Consider the following 24,517-nt stretch of genomic DNA (forward strand, 5'->3'; position numbering starts at 1 on the left):
GAGCGCGAGAGTCTATTCGGCGGCAATGACTTCCGCTTCGGACCGTTTGTTTGGGAAAGGAATGACCGCAGCACCCGGCTTGGAAAAGACCATCACACCGTCATCCACGGCCTTGTGACGCAGGTTGATAATATCTTTCGGATAGTTTTGGTTCAGGCGCCAGGGTTTGCGATCGCCCTGTTTCGGCAGATCCTTGATCGCCCGCTGGACATAGCCGGAGCTGAAATCGAGCATCGGCTCGGTCCCCATCGGCTCGTCGGAGGGCAAGGTCGGAGTCGCGATCGGGGTGCCATTCTTGTCCATGAAATTCACCAGACGGCAGACATATTCGCTGGTCAGGTCGGCTTTCAGCGTCCAGCTCGCGTTGGTGTAGCCCATCGTCATCCCGAAATTGGGGATGCCGGAGAACATGACGCCCTTGTAATTGATTTTTTCGCCAAAATTGACCGGCTGTCCATCGACCGAAATGGCCGCACTACCGCCGGTGAGCATTTTCAATCCGGTGGCGGTCACGATAATATCCGCCTCGAGCGTCTTGCCGGATTTCAGCGTGATACCGTCTTTGGTAAATGTTTCGATATGGTCGGTGACAATCGACGCTTTGCCCGATTTGATCGATGCAAACAGATCGCTGTCGGGCACAAGGCATAGCCTCTGGTCCCAAGGGTTATAGCTGGGCGTGAAATCGGCCATATCGACGCCGGGGCCCATTTCATCCTGTACCATCTCCAGCAGTCGTTGCTTGAAACCGTCAGGCTTCTTGCGGGCGAGATTGAACATGAAAAGGCCCATCAGCACATTTTTCCAGCGGGTCAGCAGATAGGCAAGCTTGGCCGGCAAGACTTTACGGAACCGCAAGGCCCATTTGTCCTCACCCGGCAGGGAAACAATATAGGTTGGGGAACGCTGCAACATGGTGACATGCGCCGCCGTGCCAGCCATTGCCGGAACAAGAGTAACCGCGGTCGCGCCGCTGCCAATCACGACAACTTTCTTGCCAGCATAGTCGAGGTCTTCGGGCCAGAATTGCGGGTGGACAATCGGGCCGGCAAAATCGGATTTGCCGGGAAAGTCGGGATTATGGCCTTCCTCATAGCTGTAATAGCCGGAGCACATGTGGAGGAAATTGCACTGGACGGTGCTGATCGAACCATCGCCATGCTGCAGACTGACCGTCCACAGAGCGGTTTCGCTCGACCAGCTGGCATCTATCACCTTGCGGTTGAAGCGGATCTTGTCGTCCAGATCATATTCTGCAACGGTTTCATTGAGATAAGTGAGGATCGACGGCGCATCGGCAATCGCCCTGCGCGCGGTCCAGGGTTTGAAATTATAGCCCAAGGTGTACATGTCGCTGTCCGAGCGAATACCGGGATAGCGGAACAGATCCCAGGTCCCGCCGAGCCGCTCTCGCCCCTCGACAATGGCAAAGCTTTTGCCCGGGCATCTTTTGGTCAGGTGAACCGCTGCGCCGATACCGGACAGGCCGGCACCAACAATCAGAACGTCAAGAATCTCGTTTTTCATTTCAACACCCTACTGACATGGGTGTTAATTGGCAAGCAAGGCGTTTTGGCTGGCCTATTCGCTCATCAGGGTCAGGCTGCGAAACAGGCCCTGATCCAGTTTTTCATCGAAACGACAGCCAATATAGCCATCTTTGCACCAGACGGCGGTCGCCGGAATCGGGCTGCTGTTATCAAAGCGCAACCAGAGACGCGTGCTGGCCTTGAATCGCCCGTCACAAGAAACCCGGCAGCCATAGACCGAAACATCAACCAGTTCGCCAGCCTTGGCGCTTGTGCCCCCTTTGCCGTTCTCCCGGATCGCGGCGCGCTGGATCTGGACGGGATGCCGATACACCTGGCGCTGTTCGATCAGCGCCGATTTCACGGAACGAAATTGTGAATGCATGTATCTCATCGTCAGCCCCTCGCCGTAGGGCTTAGCGAATTCTGCTCAACAAATGGTTAAACAGCCACAGAAGTGATTCGTTCGCACTATTGTGACAGAGGAACTATTCAGCTGCTTCGAGGGTCGACTCGCTTGCGTCTGCTGGTCGCTCCGAATTGGGGCCGTAAAACCGGAGCACCCCGTCATCGACCGAATCGTTAAGCAAGACCTTCTTTTCAAACAGATAATCCTGATTGAGCTTCCATGGCATCGCTTTGCTGTTGCGCGGCAGTTCGGACAGAGACCGGGTAATGTAGCCGGACGAGAAGTCGAACAGCTCCTGCTGCTCCGGCTCGCTCGTCAGCACGGGATTGGCGATACGCGTCGACGTCGCGTCCATGTGGTTCAGCAAGCGGCAGGTAAATTCCGACACGATATCGGACTTGAGCGTCCAGCTGGCATTGAGATAGCCGAACACGACCGCCAGATTGGGAATGTCGGAGAACATGCAGCCCTTGTAATAATAATGGTCGGGCCAGTGCACCGGCTTGCCATCGACCGAGAAGGCGACCTTGCCGGCAACGGCCAGCTTCAGCCCCGTCGCGGTCACGATGATATCCGCGTCCAGCGTCTCGCCGGATTTCAGCTTGATCCCGCTTTCGGTCACTGTGTCGATATGGCCGGTCTTGAGATCGGCTTTACCAGCGGCAATCGCCTTGAACATGTCGCTGTCGGGGACGAGGCACAGACGCTGCTCCCACGGACCGTAAGGCGGCGTATAATCTTCCTTCACATATTTGTCGCCGAGCTCTTTCTTGAGCGGTTTCTCCAGCTTGTCGATCACCTTCTGCGGATTGTCGCGCGCCATCTTGAAGCCGATGTCCTGCAACTTCACATTTTTGAAACGGATGATCTTATAGGCCCACATTTCCGGCATGATCTTGCGCAGCATATTGGCCAGCCAGTCCTTCGCCGGCCGCGCGAAATACCAGGTCGGTGTGCGCTGCAACATTGTAACATGGCTTGCTTTTTCCGCCATCACCGGGACGATCGTCACCGCGGTCGCACCGCTGCCGATGATCACCACCTTCTTGCCGCTATAATCCAGATCCTGCGGCCAGAATTGCGGGTGGACGACCTCGCCCTTGAAATCCTGCAGGCCTTCTATCTGCGCGTCATAGGGATTGTCATAATCATAATAGCCAGACCCCATATAGAGGAAATTGGCGTACATCGTGACCTGGCTGCCATCGGATTTTTCCGCCGTCACCGCCCAGCGCGCATCTTCGCTCGACCAGCTCGCGGTCAATACCTTGTGGCCGAAATGCATGTGTTTTTCCAGATCATGCTTGGTCTTGATCCGGTGGAGATAGTTCATGATCGACGGACCGTCGGCAATCGCCTTCTGCTCGGTCCAAGGCTCGAATTTGAAACCCAGAGTATGCATGTCGCTGTCGCTGCGGATCCCGGGATATTGGAAGAGGTTCCAGGTCCCGCCAATATCGTCGCGGCGTTCGACCACGGCAAAGCTCTTGCCGGGACATTTGTCGCGCAGATGCACTGCCATCCCGATTCCCGAAATCCCGGCACCGACGATCAATACGTCGACCGATACTGCCGTGGTGGCACTCTTGTCCGCAACCTGTGTAGCCATTGCCGTCTCTCCCAGCTTTTGCAATGTTATGCCATTGCCGGGAGCGAGTTGCAATTGGCAATTTAATTGGGCAGTTAAGACGCTTGTTCAACGGATTATCCGCGGTCAGGACGTCAAACCCAGGTAAAGGCTGAATAAATATGGTGACGAACAAGAGCAATATTCCAATAACCAGACAGCGAGTCGCAGACGGTAAAGCCGATGCCATTCGCTCGGCGGTCAGCGCGGCCACCGCGATCACGACGGAAAACGCATTGTCCCGCCTTGCAACAGTCGAGGATACGGCGATCTTCTACGAATTTCTCAGCGACCCGCAAATACATGCGCCAATCTATACACTGCCCAACCCACTAACCATCGAGGCGGTGCGCGATTTTATCGCCGACCATCAGCGACAGCGCGAACAAGGCAGCGGCTTGCTGCTCCTGAACTTCGACGATCAGGGCAGGATTGGTGGCTATACCGATATTTGCATCTGGCCAGAATGGGCGGCCGGCGAACTGGGCGGAGCGGTTCACCCCGATCGTCAGGGCAAAAGACGCGGGATCGAAGGCGCGCGACTGAGTTTCGACTGGATGTTTGACGTATTAGGCCTCGAACTGATTTGCGAGACCGCTTCGCTCGACAATCACCGAACCGCGCATTTGCTCGACGGGCTGGGGTTCCGGCGGATGGGCGAAATCGTCAGCCATCGTGACGACGGAACCACCCGGCCATCTTTGGTGTGGGAAGTTTCGCGGGCAGAGTGGCAGCAGGACGCAAACGGCTCTTAACAGCCCCTGGAAGCTGTGATAGCGGAACCCCATCGAAACTCTCTTCCTCTGGATTGGACTGGCCCTTGCGGGTTCGGGACTGGCGCTGGCTCTGCGCAGCGATTTGCTGTTCATCCGCAATGGAACGCGCCGGGCCCAGGCAAAGATCGTGCGTCACCACCGCTCGAGCGGCAACCGCACCACCATGTACAGCGCCATATTGCTGCTGCCCGACCAGAAGGGCGGCTTTATCGAGGTTCGCGACCCGCTCTACACGCCCTTCCCCACGCCGGTGATCGGCGAGATGATCGAAATCGTCCACCCCGAAGGCTATCCCGAAAAAGCACGCATCCCCTATCCGGTATTCCGGGCGATGATGTATGGCGGTCTGGGCTATGTCTTTGTAATGACCGGATTGAAGATCACCGGACTGGGTTGATGGGGTCGAAACCCTGGTTTATCGCCACAATGCGTTAGCGACATCTGGACAGCATCCAACCCTGTGGCTGAAATACCACGCCTGCAATAAAACGGACATTTCCTTTTCGAATCTAGATTGACGGAATGGGAATATGGTCCTTTCCCGATATCTCTGTATCAAAATCGCGCCAAAGAGGGCTGCGCGATCGAGCTGCAGCATATCTGAAAATTTCATATTTGTTTCGTTCTGCTTGTTTTCTGTTTTTTTAATCGGGGGGTTAAGTTATGTCTGGAATCCGTAATGTCTGCGCGTTGTTGCTCGGGACAACAGCACTGGTCAGCGCCAATGGCGCTTATGCACAATCAGCTGAAGAAACAGCTGATAACGAGAATATTATCGTCGTCACCGGCAGCCAAATTCAAGGCGCCAAAATCAATGATATCCTGCCGGTCACCGTCCTTGACGAGACCGCTATCGAAGCAACGGGGGCTGCATCCGGCGAAGAGCTGTTCAGCTCCATTCCGCAAGTCGGCACGACCGCATTCAACGAGCAGAATACGACCGGCGGCGTGAATGGCGCACGCGGGGACATTGCATCGATCAACCTGCGCGACCTTGGGACCGGCAACACCTTGCTGTTGATCAACGGTCGCAGGATGAACCTGCACCCCGGCTTCCAGACAGAATTGCTGGTGCCCGTAGTCTCTCCGGATACCAACGAAATTTCACCGGGCAGTGTGAGACGACTGGAGATACTCCGCGATGGCGCGTCTGCCGTCTATGGCGCCGATGCGGTTGCCGGTGTCGTCAACACCATATTGAAAGGCAATATGACCGGCGGTTTCATCGAGGCCGACTGGCGCGCATCCGACGGGACGAGTCTCTACAGCAGCAGCATTTCCGGCGGCTATGGTTTCGACTTTGCCGATGGCCGGGCAAACCTGACCGTCTATGGAAGTTATTTCCATGAAAACGGCGCTCCGGTGACGATCCGCGACTATGCGGCTTTTGATGATCGGCGCGACTTGCTGATCGGGACACCGTTTGAAGGAGATGCTTCCTTCAACAACCGCTCGACGAGCAGTCCATTCGGCCAGTTCGATATTCAGGCGCCTTCGTCCCGCACCCCGATTGGCGATGACGATTTCTATCTCGTGCCCGCCACATTGGGTGGCTGCCGTCTTGATTTCGGCAACGGTATTTGCGCCCGGGCGGGGACAACGCCTGCTACCGACGTGCGCTATAATACCAATTTCGGGGTCGATCTATTCTCGAAAAAGGATCGCTACAACGCCGCAGCCTTGTTCAACTATGACATCAGCGATGCTGTCGAGTTTTACATGGAAGGCAGCTATTATCGCTCCGAAAGCCGCCGTGCAAACGAAGCCACCGCGCTACTCTCAGCCGTTCCTTTGGGGATTGCACGGACGGCTTATTATAACCCGTTCGGTCCAGTGGGTAGCCCGAACCGGCTTCCGGGCACGACGATCGCCGCTGGTGGCGCCGATGTCATCATGGAGCGCATGCGTTTTATCGATGTCGGGACGCGCGACGTTTCGGTCACCAAGGACAGCTACCGGCTTGTCGCTGGCTTCAAAGGCAATTTCGGCGAGTGGGATTTCGATACCGGCTTCGTCTATTCCCAAGCCAACAGCACCGACCTGACGCGCGGACGCATCTCTCTGACCAAGCTCCAGGATGTGATCAACCGGACGACAGCCGATGCCTATAATCCGTTCAACGGCGGTTGCCTCGAAAATCAGGGCACCGGTCCGAATAATGGTGACTGCACGCCCAATCCGCAAAGCGTGATCGACGACATCACGATCGACGTTTTCCGCAAGGGTGAAACCACGCTGGCACTGGCCGACTTCAAGGTTTCACGCGACAATCTGTTTGCGTTGCCGGGTGGCGATGTCGGGATAGCGACCGGTGTCGAATTCCGGCGCGAGACGTTTAAGGATGATCGCGATCCGCGCCTCGATGGCACGATAACCTTTACCGACAGTGTGACCGGTGATTTCAACGGCAGCGATGTCGTCGGATCGAGCCCGTCGCCCGACACCAGTGGTCGCCGTGATGTCTATTCGGCCTTTGCAGAAGCTTTCATCCCGCTGGTTTCCGAGGATATGGACATCCCACTGATCCGCGACCTCAATGTGCAGGTCGCAGGGCGGGTCGAGCATTTCAAGGATATCGATCAAACCGCGGTTGTCCCGCGGGCAGCGGCAGCATGGACGCCGGTTCAGGGCGTTATCTTTCGTGGCGCCTGGTCCAAAGGTTTTCGCGCGCCCAATCTCGTGCAAGTCAATGATGCCGGCACCACCCGCTCCAACACCCGCGATGATTTTGTGACCTGTCAGGCGCAGGTGGAAAAGAACATCATCGCCAATCTCGGCGCCTGTAGCGGGACCGGTACGGTCAGCCTGCGCACCGGTACCAACACGCTGGAGCCGGAAAAGACCGAGAGCATCAACCTTGGTATCGTGCTCGAGCCCGCATTCATTCCGGGCCTGACGCTCACCGCCGATTACTGGCGCGTGAAACAGCGTGGCATCGTCGGGGTCTTTGGTGATGATAATGCGATTGCGCTCGATCTGGTGCGTCGTCAGAATGGCAGCACAAACCCCAATGTGGTGCGTAACGCTCCCGACGCGGATGCGATTGCCCTGTTTGCCGGCACCAGCCTGGAAGCAGCAGGCAGCATCATTCAGGTTCTTGATCCCTATCTCAACCTAGACAGCCGTTCTTCCAAGGGCTGGGATTTCGGAATGTTCTACAACATCCCTGAATTCGGCATCGGTGACATCCGTCTTCGGCTCAATGCAGCGCGGCTGAAATCCTTTGTCCAGTCGGCAGGACCGGATGGCCAGGAATTGCTCGATGCGATCGCAGCAGGAAGTTTGCCGACCGACGTCGGCGTTGGCGGCCTTGGCGAATTGCTGGAAATCGAAGGACGCCCGAAATGGCGGCTCAGCGGTTCGGTCAGCTGGGGCAGCGGCCCGGTTGATGTGACCCTGTTTGGCAAATATATCGGCGAGGTCTGGGACACCAGCGTCACGCGCGATGTGCTGATCGTCTCAGATGACCCCAATGCAAATTTCTACCGGGTCAAGGACCAGTTCACGATGAATGCCTCGATCAGCTACACGGTTGACAATGACACGCCGCTCAACGGAACCCGTCTGAAATTCGGCGTCAACAACCTGTTCAACGAAGATCCGCCGCTGGCCGACGAAGCCTATGGCTATTTCAGCGAGTTGCACAGTGCGCGTGGACGCCAGTTTACCGTCGAGTTGCGCAAGAAGTTCTGATACCAAATGGCGGGATGACGGGTTGTCGTTGTCCCGCCAATCGGAAGGACGATAATCCATGTCGCTGAGAAACCATCTCTGGCTGTTGAGTGTACCGGCATTGCTTGGCGGTTGTGCCGGGACGGTCGAAAACCAGTCAGCGGGGCCAGCGCCGACAGCGGTTGCAGCAGCGCGCTGCAGCACGCCCGATGTTACGCTTGATACCGCATTTCTGACCGGCAATATCGCCTCTTGCGAGCCACTGGGTGATGGCGAACTATCGATCAGCATAGAACCGGAAGATGCACCGCCGATCAACTGCAGCGCCTGGTATGCCTTTCGCCTTACCCCGCAACAGGCGGGCAAGATCACGGTCAACATGACCTACGAACATTGCGGCCACCGCTATTGGCCCAAGAGCAGCAGCGACGGCATCAACTGGACCAACCTACCGCAGGACGCGGTCGAGATTTACGAGGTCGATGGCGTAAGGCAGGCCAGAATCACGCTGACGCTCGCCGACCAGCCTCTATTCATTGCGGGCCAGGAGATCATATCCTCGACATCCTATCGCCAATGGATCGACCGCACAGCGGCCTCCCCCCTTGTCCAAAGCTGGTCGCTTGGCCAGTCAGCCGAAGGCCGGAATATTCCGGCCCTGACCATCAAGGCTCCGGCAGGCCAGCCGCGCGAGCAGATCATACTCATCGGCCGCCAGCATCCTCCGGAAGTGACCGGTGCATTGGCGATGATGCCTTTTGTCGAAACCTTATTGTCCGACGACCCGCTCGCCCGCCGCTTTCGCGAACGGTTCGAAACAATCGTCGTCCCGATGCTGAACCCGGACGGCGTCGACCGCGGCTATTGGCGCCACAACAGCGGCAGCACCGACCTGAACCGCGACTGGGGGCCGTTTGTACAGCCCGAGACCCGGTTGATGGACAAGTTGCTGGGCGAGATCGAAACGGACCCTGACAGAAAGCTGCGTCTGTTCGTCGACTTCCATTCCACCCAGAAGGATATTTTCTACACGATCCCGGACGATAATCCGACCAACCCGCCACTGTTCCTGAAAAAATGGCTGGACCGGCTGCAGGTCCGGATGCCGGACTATGCGATCAATCGCGACGCCAATCACAATCTCGGGCAGGCAAATTCCAAAAACCATGTCTACAAGATATATGGCGCCCCGACCGTTACGTTCGAGATCGGGGACGAGACCGATCGCCAGCTCATCATCCGGCTGGCGAGGGAGGCCGCGATCGCGATGATGGAAAGTCTGCTAGGCGATGGGGCCGGTGCTGAGCGGGAATAGGTTACCGACCGTTCTTATCGGTTAACAGCCAGCGCTCTGTTCATAGAGCACTGTCATTGCGATGGGTTGGGCCGAAGGCCGTCGCTATTGAATCGGAGGCCGGTAGGCGGGGCTTTTAAGCGTCAGCATATAGGCCGCAAGTTCATCAATCCGCTTCGCATCAATCTCGAAATCCATCTGCCCGGGATAATTGTGGGAATCGCGCAGCCAGGCCTTCAGCGTGTCGCTGGTCAGCCCTCTTGTATTGGCAATTGCTTCGAAACGGGGCGCGAGAGAGTTCGGCGAAGCCTGTCCACCCGCCACATTGTGGCAACCGGCGCAGCGCGCCTGGGCAAATGCCAGCCCTTCGACTGCGCTATCTGAGTCTGAGCGCGGTCCGGAGCTATCGACGGTAACGACAGTCGGCTTTGCTGGCACTGTAGCGCACCCGGTTACGATGAGCGGAAGAATGACCCCCAGAAACAATAGTCGCATCGATAATTTTCCTACCCAATTAGCTATGTCAGCCTAAACGGATGCTCATGCTTGGCAATAAGGGAAACTACCACATCGCGCGCGCAGGCAAGAAACTATATTGACGCTGTCGCTGCTGATTGGTGACGGTTGCCAGAACGGGTAGGCTGAAAGACTGAAACACACCCTTTTGAGAGGATAAGCCAAGAAATATCAGTAGTTTGCTGGTTTTCTGCACCCCCTCGGGGGTAATGGTGGACAGGATAGGATTCGAACCTATGTACGCTTACACGGGCAGATTTACAGTCTGCTGCCTTTAACCACTCGGCCACCTGTCCATCAGGTTATCCAAGGCCGCCATCGGCGACAAGAGCGGCTCAATGACGAAGGGATGGCAAACTGTCAATGCCTGCCCTTGCAAATTTGCAGAAAAAAAGGGCTGTCCGCAGGAGGCTTACCGTCTAGAGAGCAATTATGGCACGCAAAAACAAATCAATTAAGAAAACCGGTGGCGGACTCAAATTCTGGGGACGGCACGCGGTAGAAGCAGCGCTCGACAATCCCAACCGGGTGATCAAGAAGATATCGATCACTCGCGAGGCTCTCGCAACGCTGGAAATCCCTGATGATATCGCGGTTGTGATCTGCGATGTCGCCGATCTCGGCCGGGTGATCCCGCGCGATGCGCCGCATCAGGGCATGGTCGCCGATGTCGATCCCCTGCCCGATATCTGGCTGGGCGACATATTGGACGAGCAGACCGACCGTCCGTTGTTGCTGCTCGATCAGGTCACCGACCCGCACAATGTCGGCGCGATTCTTCGCTCCGCAGCGGCCTTTGATGCCGCCGCGATCATCACCCAGGACCGTCATGCTCCGCCCGAATCGGGTGTCGTGGCAAAATCGGCTTCGGGTGCACTGGAAATCGTTCCGTGGATCCGGGTGGTCAACCTGTCCCGCGCGCTCGATGATATTGCTGCGGCCGGCTATTGGCGGATCGGGCTCGATGGCGATGCCGCCGATGAGCTCGAAGGCGCGATGGGTACCGGCAAGATCGCTCTGGTGATGGGCGCAGAAGGCGAAGGCCTGCGGCAGAATGTCGCGGCCCATTGTGATACATTGGCGAGACTGCCGATGAGCAGCAAGATGGAAAGCCTGAATGTTTCCAACGCCGCCGCCATCGCTCTCTACGCGGAATATACGAGGACCAAAGGGGAATAGGACGATGAAGCAGCTTGTGAAACTGGTCGCGGCGTTTTCGATACCACTACTGCTAGCTGGCTGCCTGCTGATTCCCGGAAAATTTGATTCGCAATTACGGCTGATGAACGACGGCACTTATGTCTTTACCTACAACGGCCAGATGCAACTGGCAGAAGGCGACGGCAAGTCGATGTCTCCTCCGTCCGGGGAGATCGATGATGATTCTACCGAAAGCGACGACAAGGACGATGAGCAGAAAAATGCTGCCATGCGCTCGATCTTCGGAGGAGCGGTGCCCGGTGATGACGAGGGCCTGAAGGGATTCGCCGCCCAGCTCGCCAAATATGACGGCTGGAACAAGGTCGAATATGTCGGCGATAATCTGTTTGAAGTCGAATATATGGTCAGCGGAAATTTCGACCAGATGTTCGCATTTCCGACAATACCGGGCGCGACCATGCAATTTCCCTTCGTCCAGATCATCCGTCGGAGCGGCGGCGAGCTGGAGATATCGACACCGGCGATGGCAGGACCAGGCGGTCTGGCCGGCGCCATGGGGCCGATGCCGATGGGCGGATCCGGCAAGAACAAGACACAGCCGATCGATGGCAGCTTCACCATCGAGACGAATGGCGAGATATTGAGCAACAACACCGCAGACGGCTATAAAAGCAACGGCACTGTCAAGACGCTGCATTGGAAAGTCGACGAAGCGAGCGCTGCCGCCGGCAGCCCCCGCGCCATCGTCAAACTGGCAAGATAGAGCGACAGGACACAAAAAAGGGAGCGGCAAAGCGCTCCCTTTTGATATCGGTTGACCGGCAATCAGTCCTCTGCGGCGATCCGGACTTTCAGGCCTTCAAGATCGTCGGACAATTCAATCTGGCAGCTGAGCCGTGAAAATTCGTCGCGATGGTCGCTGCTTTCCAGCAGATCATCTTCATCTTCGCTCATCGCCGGCAATTTGGCTTTCCAGTCGGCATCAACATGGACGTGGCAGGTCGCGCAGGAACAGCAGCCGCCGCATAAAGCCAGCAATTCATCAAAGCCATTGTCTCGAATCGCCTCCATCACGCTCATTCCGCTATCGACGGAAACTGCTTTTTCTTCGCCATCGCGGCCGGTTACGTGAATTGTTGGCATAGCTATCCCTTGTGGTGACTGTTAAACATAAATCCCGCACGCTATGTCTGGGCCGCCAAAAAGAATCAAGGGCCGAAACGGGGACGGACATTCAATGGGCCTAACAAAAGAAGCGATCAAAGCCGGACTGGACCATGTCAGCGCCATCGAGCCGCAGCTGGCAGCGGCGATCGTGCAGTCCGGCTATCCGGAACCGCGCATCCGTCCGGAAGGCTATGAGACGCTGCTCCGCACCATCGTCGGCCAGCAGGTCAGCGTTGCATCGGCGGCGGCGGTCTGGAACAAGCTGGAAGCGCGTCTGGGAACGGGTTGTCCGGCCGAGGCCCTGATTGCTACCGAATTCGACGAATTGCGCGCTTGTGGCCTGTCTCGCCAGAAACAGGGCTATGCGCGCAGCCTTGGCGAGCTGATCCTCTCCGGCGGCCTCGATCTCGACAATTTGCCGCAGGATGACGAAGAAGCGATCGCCCTGCTGACCAAGGTCAAGGGCATTGGCCGCTGGTCAGCGGAAATCTATCTGTTGTTCGCGCAAGGCCGCCCCGATATCTGGCCGGCCGGTGATCTCGCGATCCAGGTCGGTGTCGGTAATTTCCTCGAGCTGGCCGAGCGCCCTTCCGAAAAAGATATTCGCGAGCGTGCCGAAGCCTGGTCTCCGCATCGTGGGGCCGTGGCGATATTCACCTGGCACCATTATCATGTGATGGTGATGTAGCTAGATATCGACCGGGTGGTTCCACCAGGCGGTGTCGGTAAAGGCGCGCATATCCAGTTCGAAAGTCCATGCAGAGCGATGCTGGTGGGCGATGTGATAATAAGTATCGGCAATCGCGCCCGGCTCCATGATCTCGTCCTTGCCGTTGGCTTTGGCTTCCTGCAATTTTGCAAAGCGCTCGGCTCCGATCATCTTGCCCAAGGTGTCCGGTGCGTTGACCGCGCTGTCGATCAATATATGCGCGACATGGATGTTTTTCGGCGCAAATTCGGCGTTGAGTGTCTGGCAGAGCATCCGCCGGCCGGCCATGGCTGCAGCATGGCTGTGCTGGCCCGCATTGCCGCGAACCGCCGCCGTCGCCGAGGTAACCAGAAAAGTCCCGCCGCCGCGCGCTTCCATCAGAGGCATCAGCGCTTTCGCCGCCCGGAACAATCCATAGGTCCCCAGCCGCCAGCCCATTTCAAACATCTTGTGATGGGTGTCGGCCAGCGGCCGGTTGCCGACCTGCGCGCCGAGATTATAGACCAATGTCTTGATCGGGCCGGCTTCGGCTTCGATCAGCTCGATTGCCTTCTCGATCGATCCGTCTTCGACCGCATTGAGCAAATGCCCCGAAGCAGACCCGCCAGAGGCCTCGATATCAGCGACCATCTTGTCGAGACCATCCTGATCACTGCGACGGCATAAAGCTGCGTGATAGCCCTCCCGGGCAAATCTCTTTGCGACATGGCCGCCAATGCCGGCGCCTGCTCCGATTACCATGCAAACGTCCGTCATATCGCGTGCCCTTATATCATTTGAGAAACGGATTGAGCTTCATGACTTCTTCCATGAAGGACCGGGGTTTCTTCCAGTTGGCGGTTTTCAAATTGGTCTTGAGATCCAGCGTCTTGATCACGTCATTGATAAAATGCACGCAATTGCGTTTGTTGAGACTGTAGCTTTTCTGGGGGATGGTCTGCCATTTTTTCACCACCGCCAATAATTCGCGGTATTTTTTGTCGGTCACTTTTACGGTAAAATGCGGGTTGCTGCTGGCGATATAGTCGGCTGAAGGCGCCTTCACATGGCCTTTGACCGAACCGAATAATATGCCCGGCGACACGTTGATCGCGGTAAACCCAAAGCCGGTATCGACCTTCTTGCCATCGGACGTTTCACCCTTGGCCATGAAAAAAGCATGTGGGAAATTCTTGCCGAAATCGTGCGAATAGAAAGTGACCGTCACTTCCGCGCGCGCGGTTACCGAGAACGATGCCATGCAGAGCAGAGCGACCAGACCGGCCATTTTCAATAGATATGCAAAACCAGATTTCACGTTCATTCCCTCAACTTGTCATTCAACCAGCGTGCGGCCTGCGTTGGTGTTTTCTTATCGTTTTCGCGGTCCACCGTATAATTGGCTTCGCGCATATTTTCCACCGTGATTGCAGCGACTAAGGGATTTAGTGCCGCAACAAAAGCATCATCGCCTGCGCGTTTCGGGGCGAGCAGCAAAATCGCTTCATAAGATGGCACCGCGCCTTTGGTATCTTCGAGCACGACAAAATCATTGGCTGCAATACGGCCATCGGAAGAGAAAGCTGAAATAACGTCGACTTCACCGCTAGCCAGGGCGGGATACATGAAGGTCGGACTGAATGACCGGGCGGTCCTGAAGCGGATCGGATATTTGTCCTGCACCATCTGCCACTCGGGCCGTTCGAGAAATTCCACATCGGTGCCGAAGTTGAAATCGCTCGAAACCCGCGCCAGATCATCGAGCGTCTTGAGCGATTTTGTCCGCGCGTCTTCCGCCCTCACCGCAAAAGCATAGGTATTTTCGAACCCCAGCGCGCCGAGCATTTTGACGCCGCCACTCGTGCTGGTCCATTGGGCAATCTCGCTCAACATAGCAGCTTTCGGCAGGCTATCGCTGCGCTTCATCTGGTTGGTCCAGATCGTTCCCGAATAATCGACATAAACATCGATATCGCCTTCCGACAGCGCGGTATAAACCACCGCGGAACCCAGCCCGTCGCGATAGCGGACCCGATAGCCAGCCTCTTCCAGCCGTGATCCGATCAGCCGCGCGAGTATATATTGTTCGGAGAAATTCTTGGATCCGATCACCACGACATTGTCGCGCGCGATCAGCAGCGACAGCGTCGCGGTCAACAGTCCCGCCGCGATGATTGCCAGCCCTGCCCCGACCAATATCCGCCGACGTTCGCGAATGCCGCGTTCGATCAGCCCCAGCAGCAAATCCACCGAAATAGCGAGCGCCGCAGAGAACAGACAGCCTGCCAGCACCAGCGTCCAGTTTTGCGTCTGCAGCCCGGCAAAGATCAGGTCGCCGAGGCTCGGTTGGCCAACGGTAGTGGAAAGCGTCGCCGCGCCGATCGTCCAGACCGCAGCCGTCCGGATCCCGGCCATGATCGTCGGCGCGGCCAGCGGTGCTTCGACATAATATAATTTTTGACTGCTGGTCATGCCGAGACCGTCTGCCGCTTCCCTGGCTGCGGGATCGACACCGGACAATCCGGTCACCGCGTTGCGCAGGATCGGTAGCAGCGCATAGAGGGTCAGCGCGAGCAAAGCGGGCAGGAAACCGAAGGCCGATATTCCCCCACCGACCAGCGCCGACACGCCCAGCAACAAAGGATAGAATAGCGCCAGCAAGGCGAGCCCGGGGATGGTCTGAATCAGACTGGCGACGGTCAGCGCCACCCCGGCCACTCTGGGTGAACGCGCTGCCCAGATCGCCAGTGGCAGGCAAATGATCATCGCGAGGACCAGCGCAGATACGCTGATCTGGACATGCGCGGCTAGCAGTTCCGGCACCCGGGCCAGGGCCTGTTTCCATGCTTCGGTCATCTGGCTTTGCCCAGCGCGATCAGATGCGCGGCCTGCGCGCGCGGAATGGCGACCAGAGCCTCGGCTTCTGCACCGACATCGCCGGAAAGCAGCTCTGCCGGTGTCGCGTCCGCCTTTATCTGGCCACCCTCCATCACGAGAATACGGTCGGCGAGATAGAGCGCTTCGGCCATGTCATGGGTGACAATGATAGTGGTCACGCCGAGCCGTTCGTGCAGCCCCTTATACTGACCGGTCAGATTGTCGCGGGTCACCGGATCGAGCGCACCAAAGGGTTCGTCCATCAGCATCAGGCCGGGCCTAGTCGCCAGTGCACGCGCCACCCCCACCCGCTGCTGTTGGCCACCGCTAAGCTGATCCGGCATGCGCGCGGCGATGTCCTGCGGCAACTCGACGAGATCAAGCAATTCGGCCACGCGATCAGTCTGCCTTTCTCGCTCGCCTGCAAGCTCCAGCCCGATCGCGATATTGCGCGCGATGGTCATATGCGGGAAAAGGCCGATATTCTGGAACACATAGCCGATGCGGCGGCGCAAGATATGGGGATCAAGCGATTCGACAGGTTCGTCACCAATCCGGATCGATCCGCTGTCCGGTTCGACCAGCCGGTTGATCATCTTGAGCAAAGTCGACTTGCCCGATCCGGAAAGACCGACCAGAGCCACGAGACTGCCCGCGGCGATATCCAGCGACACCATATCCACGGCCCTGACCGCACCATAATGGCGGCTGACATTCTGCAGACGAATGGAGGGACCGGTGACAGGCATTGGCCGCATATTGCCGCGCTTTTACGGGCATGTCCAACTTCGCTTGACGTTTACGTCAAAAACCGCTCGAATGAACATCAATGTTAATAACGAAACGGGAGCGGGATCATGGGCTATCAAAGCGGACAGAAAACGATTTTCATCACTGGCGGAGCATCCGGTCTCGGCCGCGAAGTCGGTCGCTATTTTGCTGAAAAAGGCTGGTTCGTCGGGATTGCCGACGTGAATGACAAGGGCATGGCCGAAACCGCTGCATTATTGCCAGAGGGCCAGAGCTCGATCCACCGGCTCGACGTCACCGACCGCGCACAATGGAGACAGGCGGTCGCCGATTTCGGAGCAATCACCGGCGGCGTCATGACCGTGTTGTTCAACAATGCCGGTATCGGCGAAGGCGGAGCGATCCAGGATATGGAAGATTCAGCCATCGACCTGATGATCGCGATCAATTTTACCGGCGTGATCAGCGGCACCCGCGCCTGTTTCGACATGCTCAAGAACACACCGGACAGCTGTGTACTCTATACCGCATCGGCAGCGGGCATATACGGAGTCGCCGATCTCAGCGTCTATAGCGCGACCAAATTTGCGGTCCGCGGCTTGGCCGAATCGCATGATATCGAGTTCCGCAAACATGGCATCAAGTCACGGTCGCTGATGCCCGGCTTCATCGATACCAATATCATTTCCAGCGTCGTCGAAGGCACTAACCAGAGCGGCAAGCAACGGCTCGAGGAAGCCGGCGTCATGGTCAGCCCGGTATCGATCATCGGTCCGGCTGCCTGGGCCGCTGTGCATGGCGACAAGGTGCACACGCCGGTGAATAAAATGGCCAAGCAGCTTGCCTTTGCCGCGCGCTGGATGCCCGGTCGTGTCCGCAAGCAATCAGTCAGCCTGACCAGCGACCTTGGTGAAGTCTTGGCCGGATCGGACGAGAAATAGGGCCTAGGCGCAGCCCTCGATAATCTGCGCGAGATCTACGTCACGTTGCGACAATCCGCCATTCTCGCCCGCATCATGGGTGGTCAGCATTATGTCGACGCGGTTGTAGACGTTGAACCACTCGGGGTGGTGATCGGTCTTTTCGGCGTGCAGAGCAACGCGGGTCATGAACGCGAAGGCTTCGGTGAAGTCGGAGAATTTGAACGAGCGGCTGATCGCGTCGCGTTTTGCGTCATATTCCCAGCCGGTCAGCTTCGCGAGAGCCGCCTTGCGCTCGCTATCAGTCAGTTGCGCTACCATATTTATTGCTCCTTGCTTGGCTTTCGCGCCAATCCATGTCTTAAGTCTGTGCGATGAACAAGGGACAGTCAACCGGAAGCGATGATCGGCTATTGGCCGAGGCGCTAAGCTGTACGCGCGGCGGGCGAGTCTTGTTCCGCGGTCTGGATTTTTCGCTTGAACCGGGACAGGCAGGATTGCTGACCGGGCCGAATGGCGTCGGCAAATCGAGCCTGCTGCGGCTGCTGTCCGGCTTGCTGAAGCCGTCGGCGGGATCGTGTGTTGTGCCGGAAGCCAAAGCCCTGTGCGACGACCGGCTGGCGCTCGACGAGCATCTGCCCTTCGAACAGGCATTGCGCTTCTGGGCGAGACTGGATGGCAAAGGCGAAGCAGATGTCGCCACCGCTATGAAGCGCGCAGGCCTGAACCATCTCGCCGAAGTGCCGGTGCGCTATTTCTCGACCGGACAGAGGCAGCGGGCACGGCTGGCGCGAACCTATCTGACCGACGCCAGATTGTGGCTGCTCGACGAGCCTGCCAATGGCCTTGATACGGATTCGGTCGATCAACTGGGGCGGGCGCTGCAAAGCCATCTCGACGGTAGCGGGATCATTCTGGCGGCAAGCCACATCCCTCTACCGATCGCTTTTGATTTCACCTTGAAGCTCGAACCGCTGGAACAAGTGGAGGCAGAGCTGTGATGAGCAGCATTGCCACGATCATCTGGCGCGATGTGCGGCAGAGTTATGCCAGCGGCGGGACATGGCTGCCGGTGATATTCTATCTATCGGCAGCGACGCTCTTCCCCTTTGCCGTGGGCCCGGACCGTGCGCTGCTGCTGCAGACCGGCGGCGGAATATTGTGGATCGCGGCCCTGCTGGCGACCCTGTTGCCGCTCGACCGCCTGATCCAGCCGGATCTCGAAAATGGTGTTTATGACCAGATGATCGTGCGCGGCCTGTCCGACGAGATGATCGCTGCGGCGCGGCTGGTGTCGCACTGGCTCGCTTTTGGCCCGCCGCTTCTGCTCGCCGCCTTTCTGGCCAGCGGCCTGATGGGGCTGGAAGGCGCTGCCCTCGGCACCCTGCTGGCGAGCCTGGCGATTGCAACACCGGCGCTCGCCGGCCTGGCTGTGATGATCGCTGCGCTGACCGCTGGTCTCAAGGGCGCGGGTGCGCTCGGTGGCCTGCTACTGGTTCCCTTGGCCATTCCGTTGCTGATTTTCGGCGCAGGCAGCCTCTCGTCTCAAGGCAATGGCGCCTTGCTGTTTCTAGCTGCAATATCCCTGTTGCTCGTCGCCATCACCCCCTTTGCAGCGGGAGCAGCTCTGAGCGCAAATCGGGAGTGAAGCCGGTCAGCCGGTTTTCTGTTCATCGTGCGAGAAGAAATCCCACTCGCGGACATAGCCCAAGAATTCTTCGACATGCAGGTTGAGCTTGGCGGCCTGTTTCTCGAGATCGGTTGCAGACCCCAATACCTGCGTGGCCGAATTTCCCGTCGCGCGGGACGTTTCCCTGACCTGGGCAATGTTGTTTGAAACTTCCTCGGTACCTTGCGCGGTGGCATCGATGCTGCGCGCCAGGTCCTGACCAGCCACGGCCTGTTGATCAACCGCGGCAGCGATCGAAACAGCGGTGGTTTCAAGTTTCTGGATTTGCGACCCGATAGCACGGAGCGCATCCACGCTGGCGTGGGTCGATTCCTGCATATTGCCAATCTGGTTGGCGACATCCTGAGTGGCCTTGCTGGTCTGCGAAGCCAGCTCCTTGACCTCGGATGCGACAACCGCGAATCCGCGTCCTGCTTCGCCGCCGCGCGCAGCTTCTATCGAAGCGTTGAGCGCCAGCAAGTTGGTGCGGTGGGCGATGCTCTGGATGAGTTCGACGATCTGACCGACCTGTTGGGCCGAATCCGAAAGAGCGGTCATGGTCGTATCTGCCTCACCGGCTGCATCTGCTGCCTTGCGCGCCAGTTCTGCAGAGCTGGAAGCCTGACGACTGATCTCGCCGATCGACATTGCAAATTCATCGCTGGCGGCGGCGGCGGCGGTGACACCTTTGGAGGCGTCTTCCATGGCCCGCGCAACATTGCCGGTCTGGGTAGAGGACTGTTCCGCTGTAGAAGCCATCGACGTCGCGGTCGTTTGCAGCTGTGCCGAAGCGGAAGCTACGCTGCTGACAACATCGCTGATCGTGCTTTCGAACTTGTCGGCCATCTCCCGTATCTTTTTGGTTTGCTCATCGCGCAAACGGCTCTGCTTCGCTTCATTTTCTTTTTCCCGTCCGAACGACTCTTCGCGTTCGGTACGAACCTTTTGGAGCTGAACCGACGCGCGACGGAACACTTCGATAGATCGCGCCATTTCGCCCATCTCGTCTTTGCGTTCGAGAAAAGGGATATCCATGTCCATCTTGCCTTCGATCACGTCCCACAACATCGGAACGAGTTGTTGAAGGCTACCGGTAATATCCTTGCTGGCGCGATAAATCGCGATCACGGCCCATCCTGCGATAGCAACCATGATCAAACCGAGCCACATTTGCGCCCGACTGGCGATTTCCGTAACCACTGGAGCATCAATGCCCTCCTCCAGCAAATTGGTTTGAATCGCGTTCAACGAAAACCAGGCCACCCCGAGCATGGCCAAGCCGACAAGCGAATTGACCCCATGATAGATATTGAGCTTGGTTCCGATCGAACAATCAATATATCTTTTCCACAACGAATTACCCACCCGGCTCGATTGCTCCAGCAGCATTTCCTTGGTTTCTGTATGAGCCGCATTAAGATCGGGCTTGGTCGTCGACGCTATCGCCATGATATCTGATCCTATCCAATTGATTTTAAGTCAAAATGTTGTAAGTTTTGCTGATTTAGATGAAGGGTTATTTCTTCCGGTGGCAATGCTTTGAAATAGAGCCAGCCCTGAATCTGGTCGCAGCCAGCTGACCGCACCAAATCCGCCTGTTGTTGGGTTTCGACGCCTTCGGCGGTGACCGCCATGTTCAGTGCGCGCGCCACGCTGATGCTGGAAACCATCATCGCGCGGGAACCTTCATCATCGCCGGCGTCAACCACCAGAGAACGATCCAGTTTCAGTTTTTCGAAGCGGAACTTCCTCAGGAAACCGATGGAAGCATAGCCGGTGCCGAAATCATCCAGCGCAATATTAACCCCAAATCCGCGGATTACGTCCAAAGTCCGTTCCGCCAGTATCGGATCAAGTACTAGGCAGGTTTCGGTTATTTCCAATTCCAGTCGCTCGGCAGGAAAGCCTGTTTCTTCGAGTATCTGTCCCAGTTGGATCGGAAATTCAACGTCCCGCAACTGCGCCGGAGAAATGTTGACCGAGAGCGTAATATCGGGCCACGCCAATGCGTCCTTGCAGGCCTGCCGCAATACTTTCAATCCGATCGGATTGATCAACCCGGATTCTTCAGCGATCGGAATGAATACATCGGGCCCGATCGGCTCACCGTCGGGCCGCGCCCAGCGCAACAAGGATTCCACCGCTACAATTTTGGCGGTCTGCGCACATACCAAAGGTTGATACAGCACATAAAATTCGTCATTTGCCAGAGCTTGACGCATTTCGCTGTCAACCTTCTGGGAGGCCTCCCGGCTGCGGTCGAATTCGGGCTGATACCAGGTACAGCGCATCTTGCCGTTGCGCTTGGACGCATACATTGCCACATCCGAACGGCGCAGAAGTTCGGACGAATTTTGTCCGTCTTCGCCCTTGCTGCTCGAGATGCCGATACTGGCCCCAAGGACAATGCGGCGGTCGTCTACGGTCAGCGGCCGTTTGAAAAGATCGATAAAACTGCGCGATATGCCTTCAACGATCGTTCCGGCGAGCGGGCCATTCATGGAAATTGCAAATTCGTCGCCACCAAGACGGTAGCATCGGGCATCCTGACCACATAGATCTGAGAGCATTTTCGCACAATTTTTGATCACCTGGTCACCGACATTATGGCCATATTGATCATTGACCAGCTTGAAACCATCCAGATCGATCAGCGCGATCGCCAATTCCCCTTCTTTCGTGCCATAGCGTTGGACGTCCACATGCAACGCGCGACGGTTAGGCAAGAGGCTCAGGCTGTCTGTCATGCCGAGGCTTTCGAGGTGCCCGATGTAAAATATACCCAGTCGGGCGAAAATCGCCGCTGCAATAACATAAATGATGATGCCGCCCAGGATCACAGGTGATGTCAATGGGATAGAGATTGCATCGTTAATCACGAGCAAAGAAGCAAGCGTACCAGAGATCAAGGTGAGTACGATCAGCGGTGTGAAGACCAAGCTTCTTGCGCTTAACCCCAGATCCTTCAGATATTTCCTCACTTCATGATCCTCTATTGGGGATACTTGGAGGCGTGTTACATTTATTTACCTAAGGATTGGTAAACATCTCTTTAGCAAATCGTCCAGACAGTGCTCTGATTGGTCCGCTTATGCACGCTTCATAAAGTCGGCGTCGAGACTGGAGCCGGCGGGCCGGTAAAGTCCAATCCCTCCCTTGACAAGTGCAAGCTGGTCGGTGTGACCAACAATGGTTTCTCCGGCACCGAGCATGACCCATCCATCAGGATTGAGGCTTTCCATCAACCGGCTGAATGCCCGTTTGCGGGTCGCTGAATCGAAATAGAGTAGTACATTCCTGCAAAGAATTAGATCAAAAGATCCGATTGCTGGCATCGGATCGAGCAGGTTATGGACCCTGAAACGCACCATGCTTCTCAAATCTTCATTGGCTTCCCAGCCCATCGGCGTTTCTGTAAAATGAGAAAGCATTTGCGCGACTGGCAGACCCCGTTGAATTTCGAATTGCGAATATGTACTTGCCCGCGCGGTTGCGATGGCTCCGTGAGATATGTCGGTACCGGTAATCTCGATCTTCCAGCCGGCCCAGCGCGCCTTTTGCTCGAGCAGGATCATTCCGAGCGACAGCGCCTCTTGCCCGGTCGAGCAGCCAGCGCATAATATCGACAAGGTTCTTTCCTGTTTACGCTGCTTCGCGATTTGCGGGAGCACCTGGTCGGACAATTGGTTAAACATCGCGCGATCGCGAAAGAAATATGTTTCGTTATTCAACAAAGCCTCCACCACTTGCTGGGACAAGGTCGCATGACTGGGTTGATCGAGCAGGCAAACTAGCTGGTCGACGTTCGATATTCCATTTTGCCGGAATATTCCCGAAAGCGCAGTACCAATTCTCCAGCTACGGTCTTCCGTAAGCTGCTGGCCGGTTCGAACGGAAAGCAAATCAGCAATTATTTTTTGCGATCCGAAGTTCATGTCCATTTGGTTACTACCTTGCTGGATAAAATGCGTGTGGCGAGTTCTTCCGGAGATAGTATCGCCGATGCCAATCCCTCTTCCGCCACTGCGCGTGGCATGCCCCAGACGGCTGATGTTTCGCGATTCTGGACCAATATGGTTCCTCCGGCGTCGACGACGCACCGAGCGCCGAGAGCGCCGTCCCGGCCCATGCCCGACAGGATGATAGCGAGAACCGCACCATCGTAAATTTCGGCCAGCGATTCCAGCATCGGGTCTACCGAAGGACAGCAACCATTGGGCACTGTGTGGCGAGCGATCCGGGCGACCGCTTTCCCGTCTTTCATAGCTGTGACCAGATGCCCGTCACCGGGTGCGATCAGAATCTCTCCTGCCGTCACGGCCATCCCGTCTTCTGCAATTCTGGCCTTGCGCGAAGAGGCGATTTCCAGCTGCCGTGCAAATACCGGCATGAAGCTTCGCGGTAGATGTTGGGACACCAGTATCGGCTGATCGATATATTTGGGCAGATCATGCAACATCTGACACATCGAATGGATACCGCCAGTCGATGCTCCGATGGCAATGACTTCTGCCGGCTTTGACAGGGGACCGGTTTGCCTGCTTTTCTTTTCAGGCGGGACGAAACATGTTTTTTTGGGCTCGGTCGAAGACGAGCCAATGGCACGGATGCGGGTAGCAAGGTCGCTGCGATAATCGGATGTAAATTCGCTGGGCCGCGGCTTGAGTATTGTGTCGGCCGCACCCATGGATAGCGCCGTCACGGTGGCTTCAGCGCCTTCGGTGGTCAGCGACGAGATGACGATGACTTGCGCTCCGCCCGCACATGCCAGAATTTCCGGCAGCGCAGCAAGGCCACCCATGCCCGGCATTTCAAGATCGAGCAGGATGATATCGACATCGACTTGCGATAATTTTACGATCGCATCCTCGGCGCAATTTGCCGTTGCCGCAAGAACAAGATCGCTGGTCTGTTCGATCATCTTGCGCAGCACAGTCCGGGCGATCAGCGAGTCATCGACAATCATCACCCGGATTGTTCCGGCCTGATTGTGAGCAGCACGCCTTTGGCCAGCCTGATTGGTATCGGCCATTGTCATGGTCGCGACCTCAATCGAATCCGACGATTTGAAGCTTTATTTGCAGTGTCTCATGATCAAAGGGTTTCATCACATATTCATCCGCACCGGCGGTCATCGCCTCGCGAATATGGCTGACATCGCTTTCGGTGGTGCAGAAGACAATCTTGGGAATACCGCCGTCCGGCCGGGATCGCAGTTCCTTGATAAATTCGATGCCGGTCATGACCGGCATGTTCCAGTCCAGCAGGATCAGGTCAAAATTTTTCTCGGCGCATTTTTCAAGACCGACGAGGCCGTTTTCGGCATCGCTCACCTCGAAACCAAGTGACTCCAGAATATGTCGCGAAACCTTCCGGATCACGCTGGCATCATCTACGATTAAACAGGTTTTGCTCATTTCAACTCTCTCATTAACTAGTTTGGATATCGGTTAAGCCTCACC

At 56.8% G+C, this 24,517-nt stretch carries 25 protein-coding genes and 1 tRNA gene; 10 read left to right on the forward strand and 16 right to left on the reverse strand.

The annotated features are described in order from the left end of the window. Nucleotides 1–12 precede the first annotated feature (12 nt). From V7680_RS02365 to V7680_RS02375, 3 genes are all read right to left on the reverse strand, one after another. Nucleotides 13–1,527, reverse strand: coding sequence for a flavin-containing monooxygenase (locus V7680_RS02365; protein WP_335651685.1), 1,515 nt, complete (start codon nt 1,525–1,527; stop codon nt 13–15). Nucleotides 1,528–1,581: 54 nt separating this feature from the next. Continuing rightward, on the reverse strand, nt 1,582–1,923 hold the full coding sequence (locus V7680_RS02370) for a PilZ domain-containing protein (protein WP_335651686.1): 342 nt from the start codon (nt 1,921–1,923) through the stop codon (nt 1,582–1,584). A gap of 94 nt (nt 1,924–2,017) precedes the next feature. Beyond that, a complete protein-coding gene (locus tag V7680_RS02375; RefSeq protein WP_335651687.1) occupies nt 2,018–3,547 on the reverse strand; it encodes a flavin-containing monooxygenase in 1,530 nt (509 codons plus the stop codon). A gap of 140 nt (nt 3,548–3,687) precedes the next feature. Here V7680_RS02375 and V7680_RS02380 point away from each other — a divergent pair, with 140 nt between their 5' ends. From V7680_RS02380 to V7680_RS02395, 4 genes are all read left to right on the forward strand, one after another. Beyond that, entirely contained in the window at nt 3,688–4,320 is a 633-nt protein-coding gene (locus V7680_RS02380; RefSeq protein WP_335651688.1) for a GNAT family N-acetyltransferase, read from the forward strand. A 148-nt stretch (nt 4,321–4,468) separates the two neighbouring features. After that, entirely contained in the window at nt 4,469–4,738 is a 270-nt protein-coding gene (locus V7680_RS02385) for a hypothetical protein (protein WP_335651689.1), read from the forward strand. Nucleotides 4,739–5,004: 266 nt separating this feature from the next. Next, nucleotides 5,005–8,034 carry a TonB-dependent receptor domain-containing protein gene (locus V7680_RS02390; RefSeq protein ID WP_335651690.1) on the forward strand — a complete coding sequence of 1,010 codons (3,030 nt, stop codon included), beginning with the start codon at nt 5,005–5,007 and terminating at the stop codon, nt 8,032–8,034. Nucleotides 8,035–8,092: 58 nt separating this feature from the next. Next, nucleotides 8,093–9,328, forward strand: a complete 1,236-nt coding sequence (locus V7680_RS02395; RefSeq protein WP_335651691.1) for a M14 family metallopeptidase — start codon at nt 8,093–8,095, stop codon at nt 9,326–9,328. Between the two features lie 84 nt (nt 9,329–9,412). Here the strand turns inward: V7680_RS02395 and V7680_RS02400 are convergent, their stop codons facing one another. Both V7680_RS02400 and V7680_RS02405 read right to left on the reverse strand, forming a co-directional pair. After that, nucleotides 9,413–9,802, reverse strand: a complete 390-nt coding sequence (locus V7680_RS02400; RefSeq protein WP_335651692.1) for a c-type cytochrome — start codon at nt 9,800–9,802, stop codon at nt 9,413–9,415. A 231-nt stretch (nt 9,803–10,033) separates the two neighbouring features. Next, nucleotides 10,034–10,119: transfer RNA gene (locus tag V7680_RS02405), tRNA-Tyr, on the reverse strand. A 136-nt stretch (nt 10,120–10,255) separates the two neighbouring features. Between V7680_RS02405 and rlmB the strand changes: the two genes are divergently transcribed. Continuing rightward, complete coding sequence (rlmB, locus tag V7680_RS02410; RefSeq protein WP_335651693.1) at nt 10,256–11,002, forward strand: 23S rRNA (guanosine(2251)-2'-O)-methyltransferase RlmB; 747 nt, start codon at nt 10,256–10,258, stop codon at nt 11,000–11,002. Nucleotides 11,003–11,006: 4 nt separating this feature from the next. Then, nucleotides 11,007–11,747 carry a hypothetical protein gene (locus V7680_RS02415; protein WP_335651694.1) on the forward strand — a complete coding sequence of 247 codons (741 nt, stop codon included), beginning with the start codon at nt 11,007–11,009 and terminating at the stop codon, nt 11,745–11,747. Between the two features lie 62 nt (nt 11,748–11,809). Here the strand turns inward: V7680_RS02415 and V7680_RS02420 are convergent, their stop codons facing one another. Then, the gene (locus tag V7680_RS02420) at nt 11,810–12,127 is read right to left on the reverse strand and encodes a 2Fe-2S iron-sulfur cluster-binding protein (RefSeq protein WP_335651695.1); all 318 of its coding nucleotides are present in this window, start codon (nt 12,125–12,127) and stop codon (nt 11,810–11,812) included. Nucleotides 12,128–12,221: 94 nt separating this feature from the next. Between V7680_RS02420 and V7680_RS02425 the strand changes: the two genes are divergently transcribed. Next, on the forward strand, nt 12,222–12,839 hold the full coding sequence (locus V7680_RS02425) for a DNA-3-methyladenine glycosylase family protein (RefSeq protein ID WP_335651696.1): 618 nt from the start codon (nt 12,222–12,224) through the stop codon (nt 12,837–12,839). On the opposite strand, the gene V7680_RS02430 is transcribed toward V7680_RS02425, so the two are convergent. Genes V7680_RS02430 through V7680_RS02445 form a run of 4 tightly spaced genes read right to left on the reverse strand, consistent with a single transcriptional unit; the run spans nt 12,840 to nt 16,474 of the window. Further along, a complete protein-coding gene (locus V7680_RS02430; protein WP_335651697.1) occupies nt 12,840–13,616 on the reverse strand; it encodes an SDR family NAD(P)-dependent oxidoreductase in 777 nt (258 codons plus the stop codon). Nucleotides 13,617–13,632: 16 nt separating this feature from the next. Next, complete coding sequence (locus V7680_RS02435; protein ID WP_335651698.1) at nt 13,633–14,157, reverse strand: hypothetical protein; 525 nt, start codon at nt 14,155–14,157, stop codon at nt 13,633–13,635. Nucleotides 14,158–14,159: 2 nt separating this feature from the next. After that, the gene (locus V7680_RS02440) at nt 14,160–15,695 is read right to left on the reverse strand and encodes an ABC transporter permease/substrate-binding protein (protein ID WP_335651699.1); all 1,536 of its coding nucleotides are present in this window, start codon (nt 15,693–15,695) and stop codon (nt 14,160–14,162) included. After that, nucleotides 15,692–16,474, reverse strand: a complete 783-nt coding sequence (locus V7680_RS02445; RefSeq protein WP_335651700.1) for an ABC transporter ATP-binding protein — start codon at nt 16,472–16,474, stop codon at nt 15,692–15,694. Before V7680_RS02445 ends, V7680_RS02440 begins: the two co-directional genes overlap by 4 nt. 99 nt (nt 16,475–16,573) lie before the next feature. Between V7680_RS02445 and V7680_RS02450 the strand changes: the two genes are divergently transcribed. Next, the gene (locus V7680_RS02450) at nt 16,574–17,407 is read left to right on the forward strand and encodes an SDR family oxidoreductase (protein ID WP_335651701.1); all 834 of its coding nucleotides are present in this window, start codon (nt 16,574–16,576) and stop codon (nt 17,405–17,407) included. Between the two features lie 3 nt (nt 17,408–17,410). On the opposite strand, the gene V7680_RS02455 is transcribed toward V7680_RS02450, so the two are convergent. Next, nucleotides 17,411–17,779 (reverse strand): 4a-hydroxytetrahydrobiopterin dehydratase, encoded by a 369-nt coding sequence (locus V7680_RS02455; RefSeq protein WP_335651702.1) that lies wholly within the window; start codon nt 17,777–17,779, stop codon nt 17,411–17,413. Here V7680_RS02455 and ccmA point away from each other — a divergent pair. Further along, the gene (gene ccmA / locus V7680_RS02460) at nt 17,761–18,387 is read left to right on the forward strand and encodes a heme ABC exporter ATP-binding protein CcmA (RefSeq protein WP_335651703.1); all 627 of its coding nucleotides are present in this window, start codon (nt 17,761–17,763) and stop codon (nt 18,385–18,387) included. The two genes, V7680_RS02455 and ccmA, sit on opposite strands and share 19 nt — an antisense overlap. Continuing rightward, nucleotides 18,387–19,034: a heme exporter protein CcmB gene (locus tag V7680_RS02465; protein ID WP_335651704.1), complete on the forward strand. Its 648-nt coding sequence runs from the start codon at nt 18,387–18,389 to the stop codon at nt 19,032–19,034. Before ccmA ends, V7680_RS02465 begins: the two co-directional genes overlap by 1 nt. Before the next feature lie 6 nt (nt 19,035–19,040). Here V7680_RS02465 and V7680_RS02470 read toward each other — a convergent pair whose 3' ends face one another. The 5 genes from V7680_RS02470 to V7680_RS02490 form a co-directional block, all read right to left on the reverse strand. Then, entirely contained in the window at nt 19,041–20,504 is a 1,464-nt protein-coding gene (locus V7680_RS02470; protein ID WP_335651705.1) for a methyl-accepting chemotaxis protein, read from the reverse strand. Nucleotides 20,505–20,515: 11 nt separating this feature from the next. Next, nucleotides 20,516–22,036, reverse strand: a complete 1,521-nt coding sequence (locus V7680_RS02475; protein WP_335651706.1) for a putative bifunctional diguanylate cyclase/phosphodiesterase — start codon at nt 22,034–22,036, stop codon at nt 20,516–20,518. A 108-nt stretch (nt 22,037–22,144) separates the two neighbouring features. Then, entirely contained in the window at nt 22,145–22,996 is an 852-nt protein-coding gene (locus V7680_RS02480) for a CheR family methyltransferase (protein ID WP_335651707.1), read from the reverse strand. Further along, nucleotides 22,987–24,093, reverse strand: a complete 1,107-nt coding sequence (gene cheB, locus V7680_RS02485) for a chemotaxis-specific protein-glutamate methyltransferase CheB (protein ID WP_335651708.1) — start codon at nt 24,091–24,093, stop codon at nt 22,987–22,989. The genes V7680_RS02480 and cheB overlap by 10 nt, the downstream gene beginning before the upstream one ends. A gap of 10 nt (nt 24,094–24,103) precedes the next feature. Further along, nucleotides 24,104–24,472 (reverse strand): response regulator, encoded by a 369-nt coding sequence (locus V7680_RS02490; RefSeq protein ID WP_335651709.1) that lies wholly within the window; start codon nt 24,470–24,472, stop codon nt 24,104–24,106. Nucleotides 24,473–24,517 lie beyond the last annotated feature (45 nt).

Origin of the sequence: Parasphingorhabdus sp. (genome assembly GCF_036963705.1) — a bacterium.
Lineage (GTDB): Bacteria > Pseudomonadota > Alphaproteobacteria > Sphingomonadales > Sphingomonadaceae > Parasphingorhabdus.

Bases quoted from the DNA above. Each gene is read 5' to 3' on its own strand.
- V7680_RS02365 (WP_335651685.1), bottom strand. From the start codon at position 1,527: ATGAAAAACGAGATTCTTGACGTTCTGATTGTTGGTGCCGGCCTGTCC.
- V7680_RS02370 (WP_335651686.1), bottom strand. From the start codon at position 1,923: ATGAGATACATGCATTCACAATTTCGTTCCGTGAAATCGGCGCTGATC.
- V7680_RS02375 (WP_335651687.1), bottom strand. From the start codon at position 3,547: ATGGCTACACAGGTTGCGGACAAGAGTGCCACCACGGCAGTATCGGTC.
- V7680_RS02380 (WP_335651688.1), top strand. From the start codon at position 3,688: ATGGTGACGAACAAGAGCAATATTCCAATAACCAGACAGCGAGTCGCA.
- V7680_RS02390 (WP_335651690.1), top strand. From the start codon at position 5,005: ATGTCTGGAATCCGTAATGTCTGCGCGTTGTTGCTCGGGACAACAGCA.
- V7680_RS02395 (WP_335651691.1), top strand. From the start codon at position 8,093: ATGTCGCTGAGAAACCATCTCTGGCTGTTGAGTGTACCGGCATTGCTT.
- V7680_RS02400 (WP_335651692.1), bottom strand. From the start codon at position 9,802: ATGCGACTATTGTTTCTGGGGGTCATTCTTCCGCTCATCGTAACCGGG.
- rlmB (WP_335651693.1), top strand. From the start codon at position 10,256: ATGGCACGCAAAAACAAATCAATTAAGAAAACCGGTGGCGGACTCAAA.
- V7680_RS02415 (WP_335651694.1), top strand. From the start codon at position 11,007: ATGAAGCAGCTTGTGAAACTGGTCGCGGCGTTTTCGATACCACTACTG.
- V7680_RS02420 (WP_335651695.1), bottom strand. From the start codon at position 12,127: ATGCCAACAATTCACGTAACCGGCCGCGATGGCGAAGAAAAAGCAGTT.
- V7680_RS02425 (WP_335651696.1), top strand. From the start codon at position 12,222: ATGGGCCTAACAAAAGAAGCGATCAAAGCCGGACTGGACCATGTCAGC.
- V7680_RS02430 (WP_335651697.1), bottom strand. From the start codon at position 13,616: ATGACGGACGTTTGCATGGTAATCGGAGCAGGCGCCGGCATTGGCGGC.
- V7680_RS02440 (WP_335651699.1), bottom strand. From the start codon at position 15,695: ATGACCGAAGCATGGAAACAGGCCCTGGCCCGGGTGCCGGAACTGCTA.
- V7680_RS02445 (WP_335651700.1), bottom strand. From the start codon at position 16,474: ATGCGGCCAATGCCTGTCACCGGTCCCTCCATTCGTCTGCAGAATGTC.
- V7680_RS02450 (WP_335651701.1), top strand. From the start codon at position 16,574: ATGGGCTATCAAAGCGGACAGAAAACGATTTTCATCACTGGCGGAGCA.
- ccmA (WP_335651703.1), top strand. From the start codon at position 17,761: ATGAACAAGGGACAGTCAACCGGAAGCGATGATCGGCTATTGGCCGAG.
- V7680_RS02465 (WP_335651704.1), top strand. From the start codon at position 18,387: ATGAGCAGCATTGCCACGATCATCTGGCGCGATGTGCGGCAGAGTTAT.
- V7680_RS02470 (WP_335651705.1), bottom strand. From the start codon at position 20,504: ATGGCGATAGCGTCGACGACCAAGCCCGATCTTAATGCGGCTCATACA.
- V7680_RS02480 (WP_335651707.1), bottom strand. From the start codon at position 22,996: ATGGACATGAACTTCGGATCGCAAAAAATAATTGCTGATTTGCTTTCC.
- cheB (WP_335651708.1), bottom strand. From the start codon at position 24,093: ATGACAATGGCCGATACCAATCAGGCTGGCCAAAGGCGTGCTGCTCAC.
- V7680_RS02490 (WP_335651709.1), bottom strand. From the start codon at position 24,472: ATGAGCAAAACCTGTTTAATCGTAGATGATGCCAGCGTGATCCGGAAG.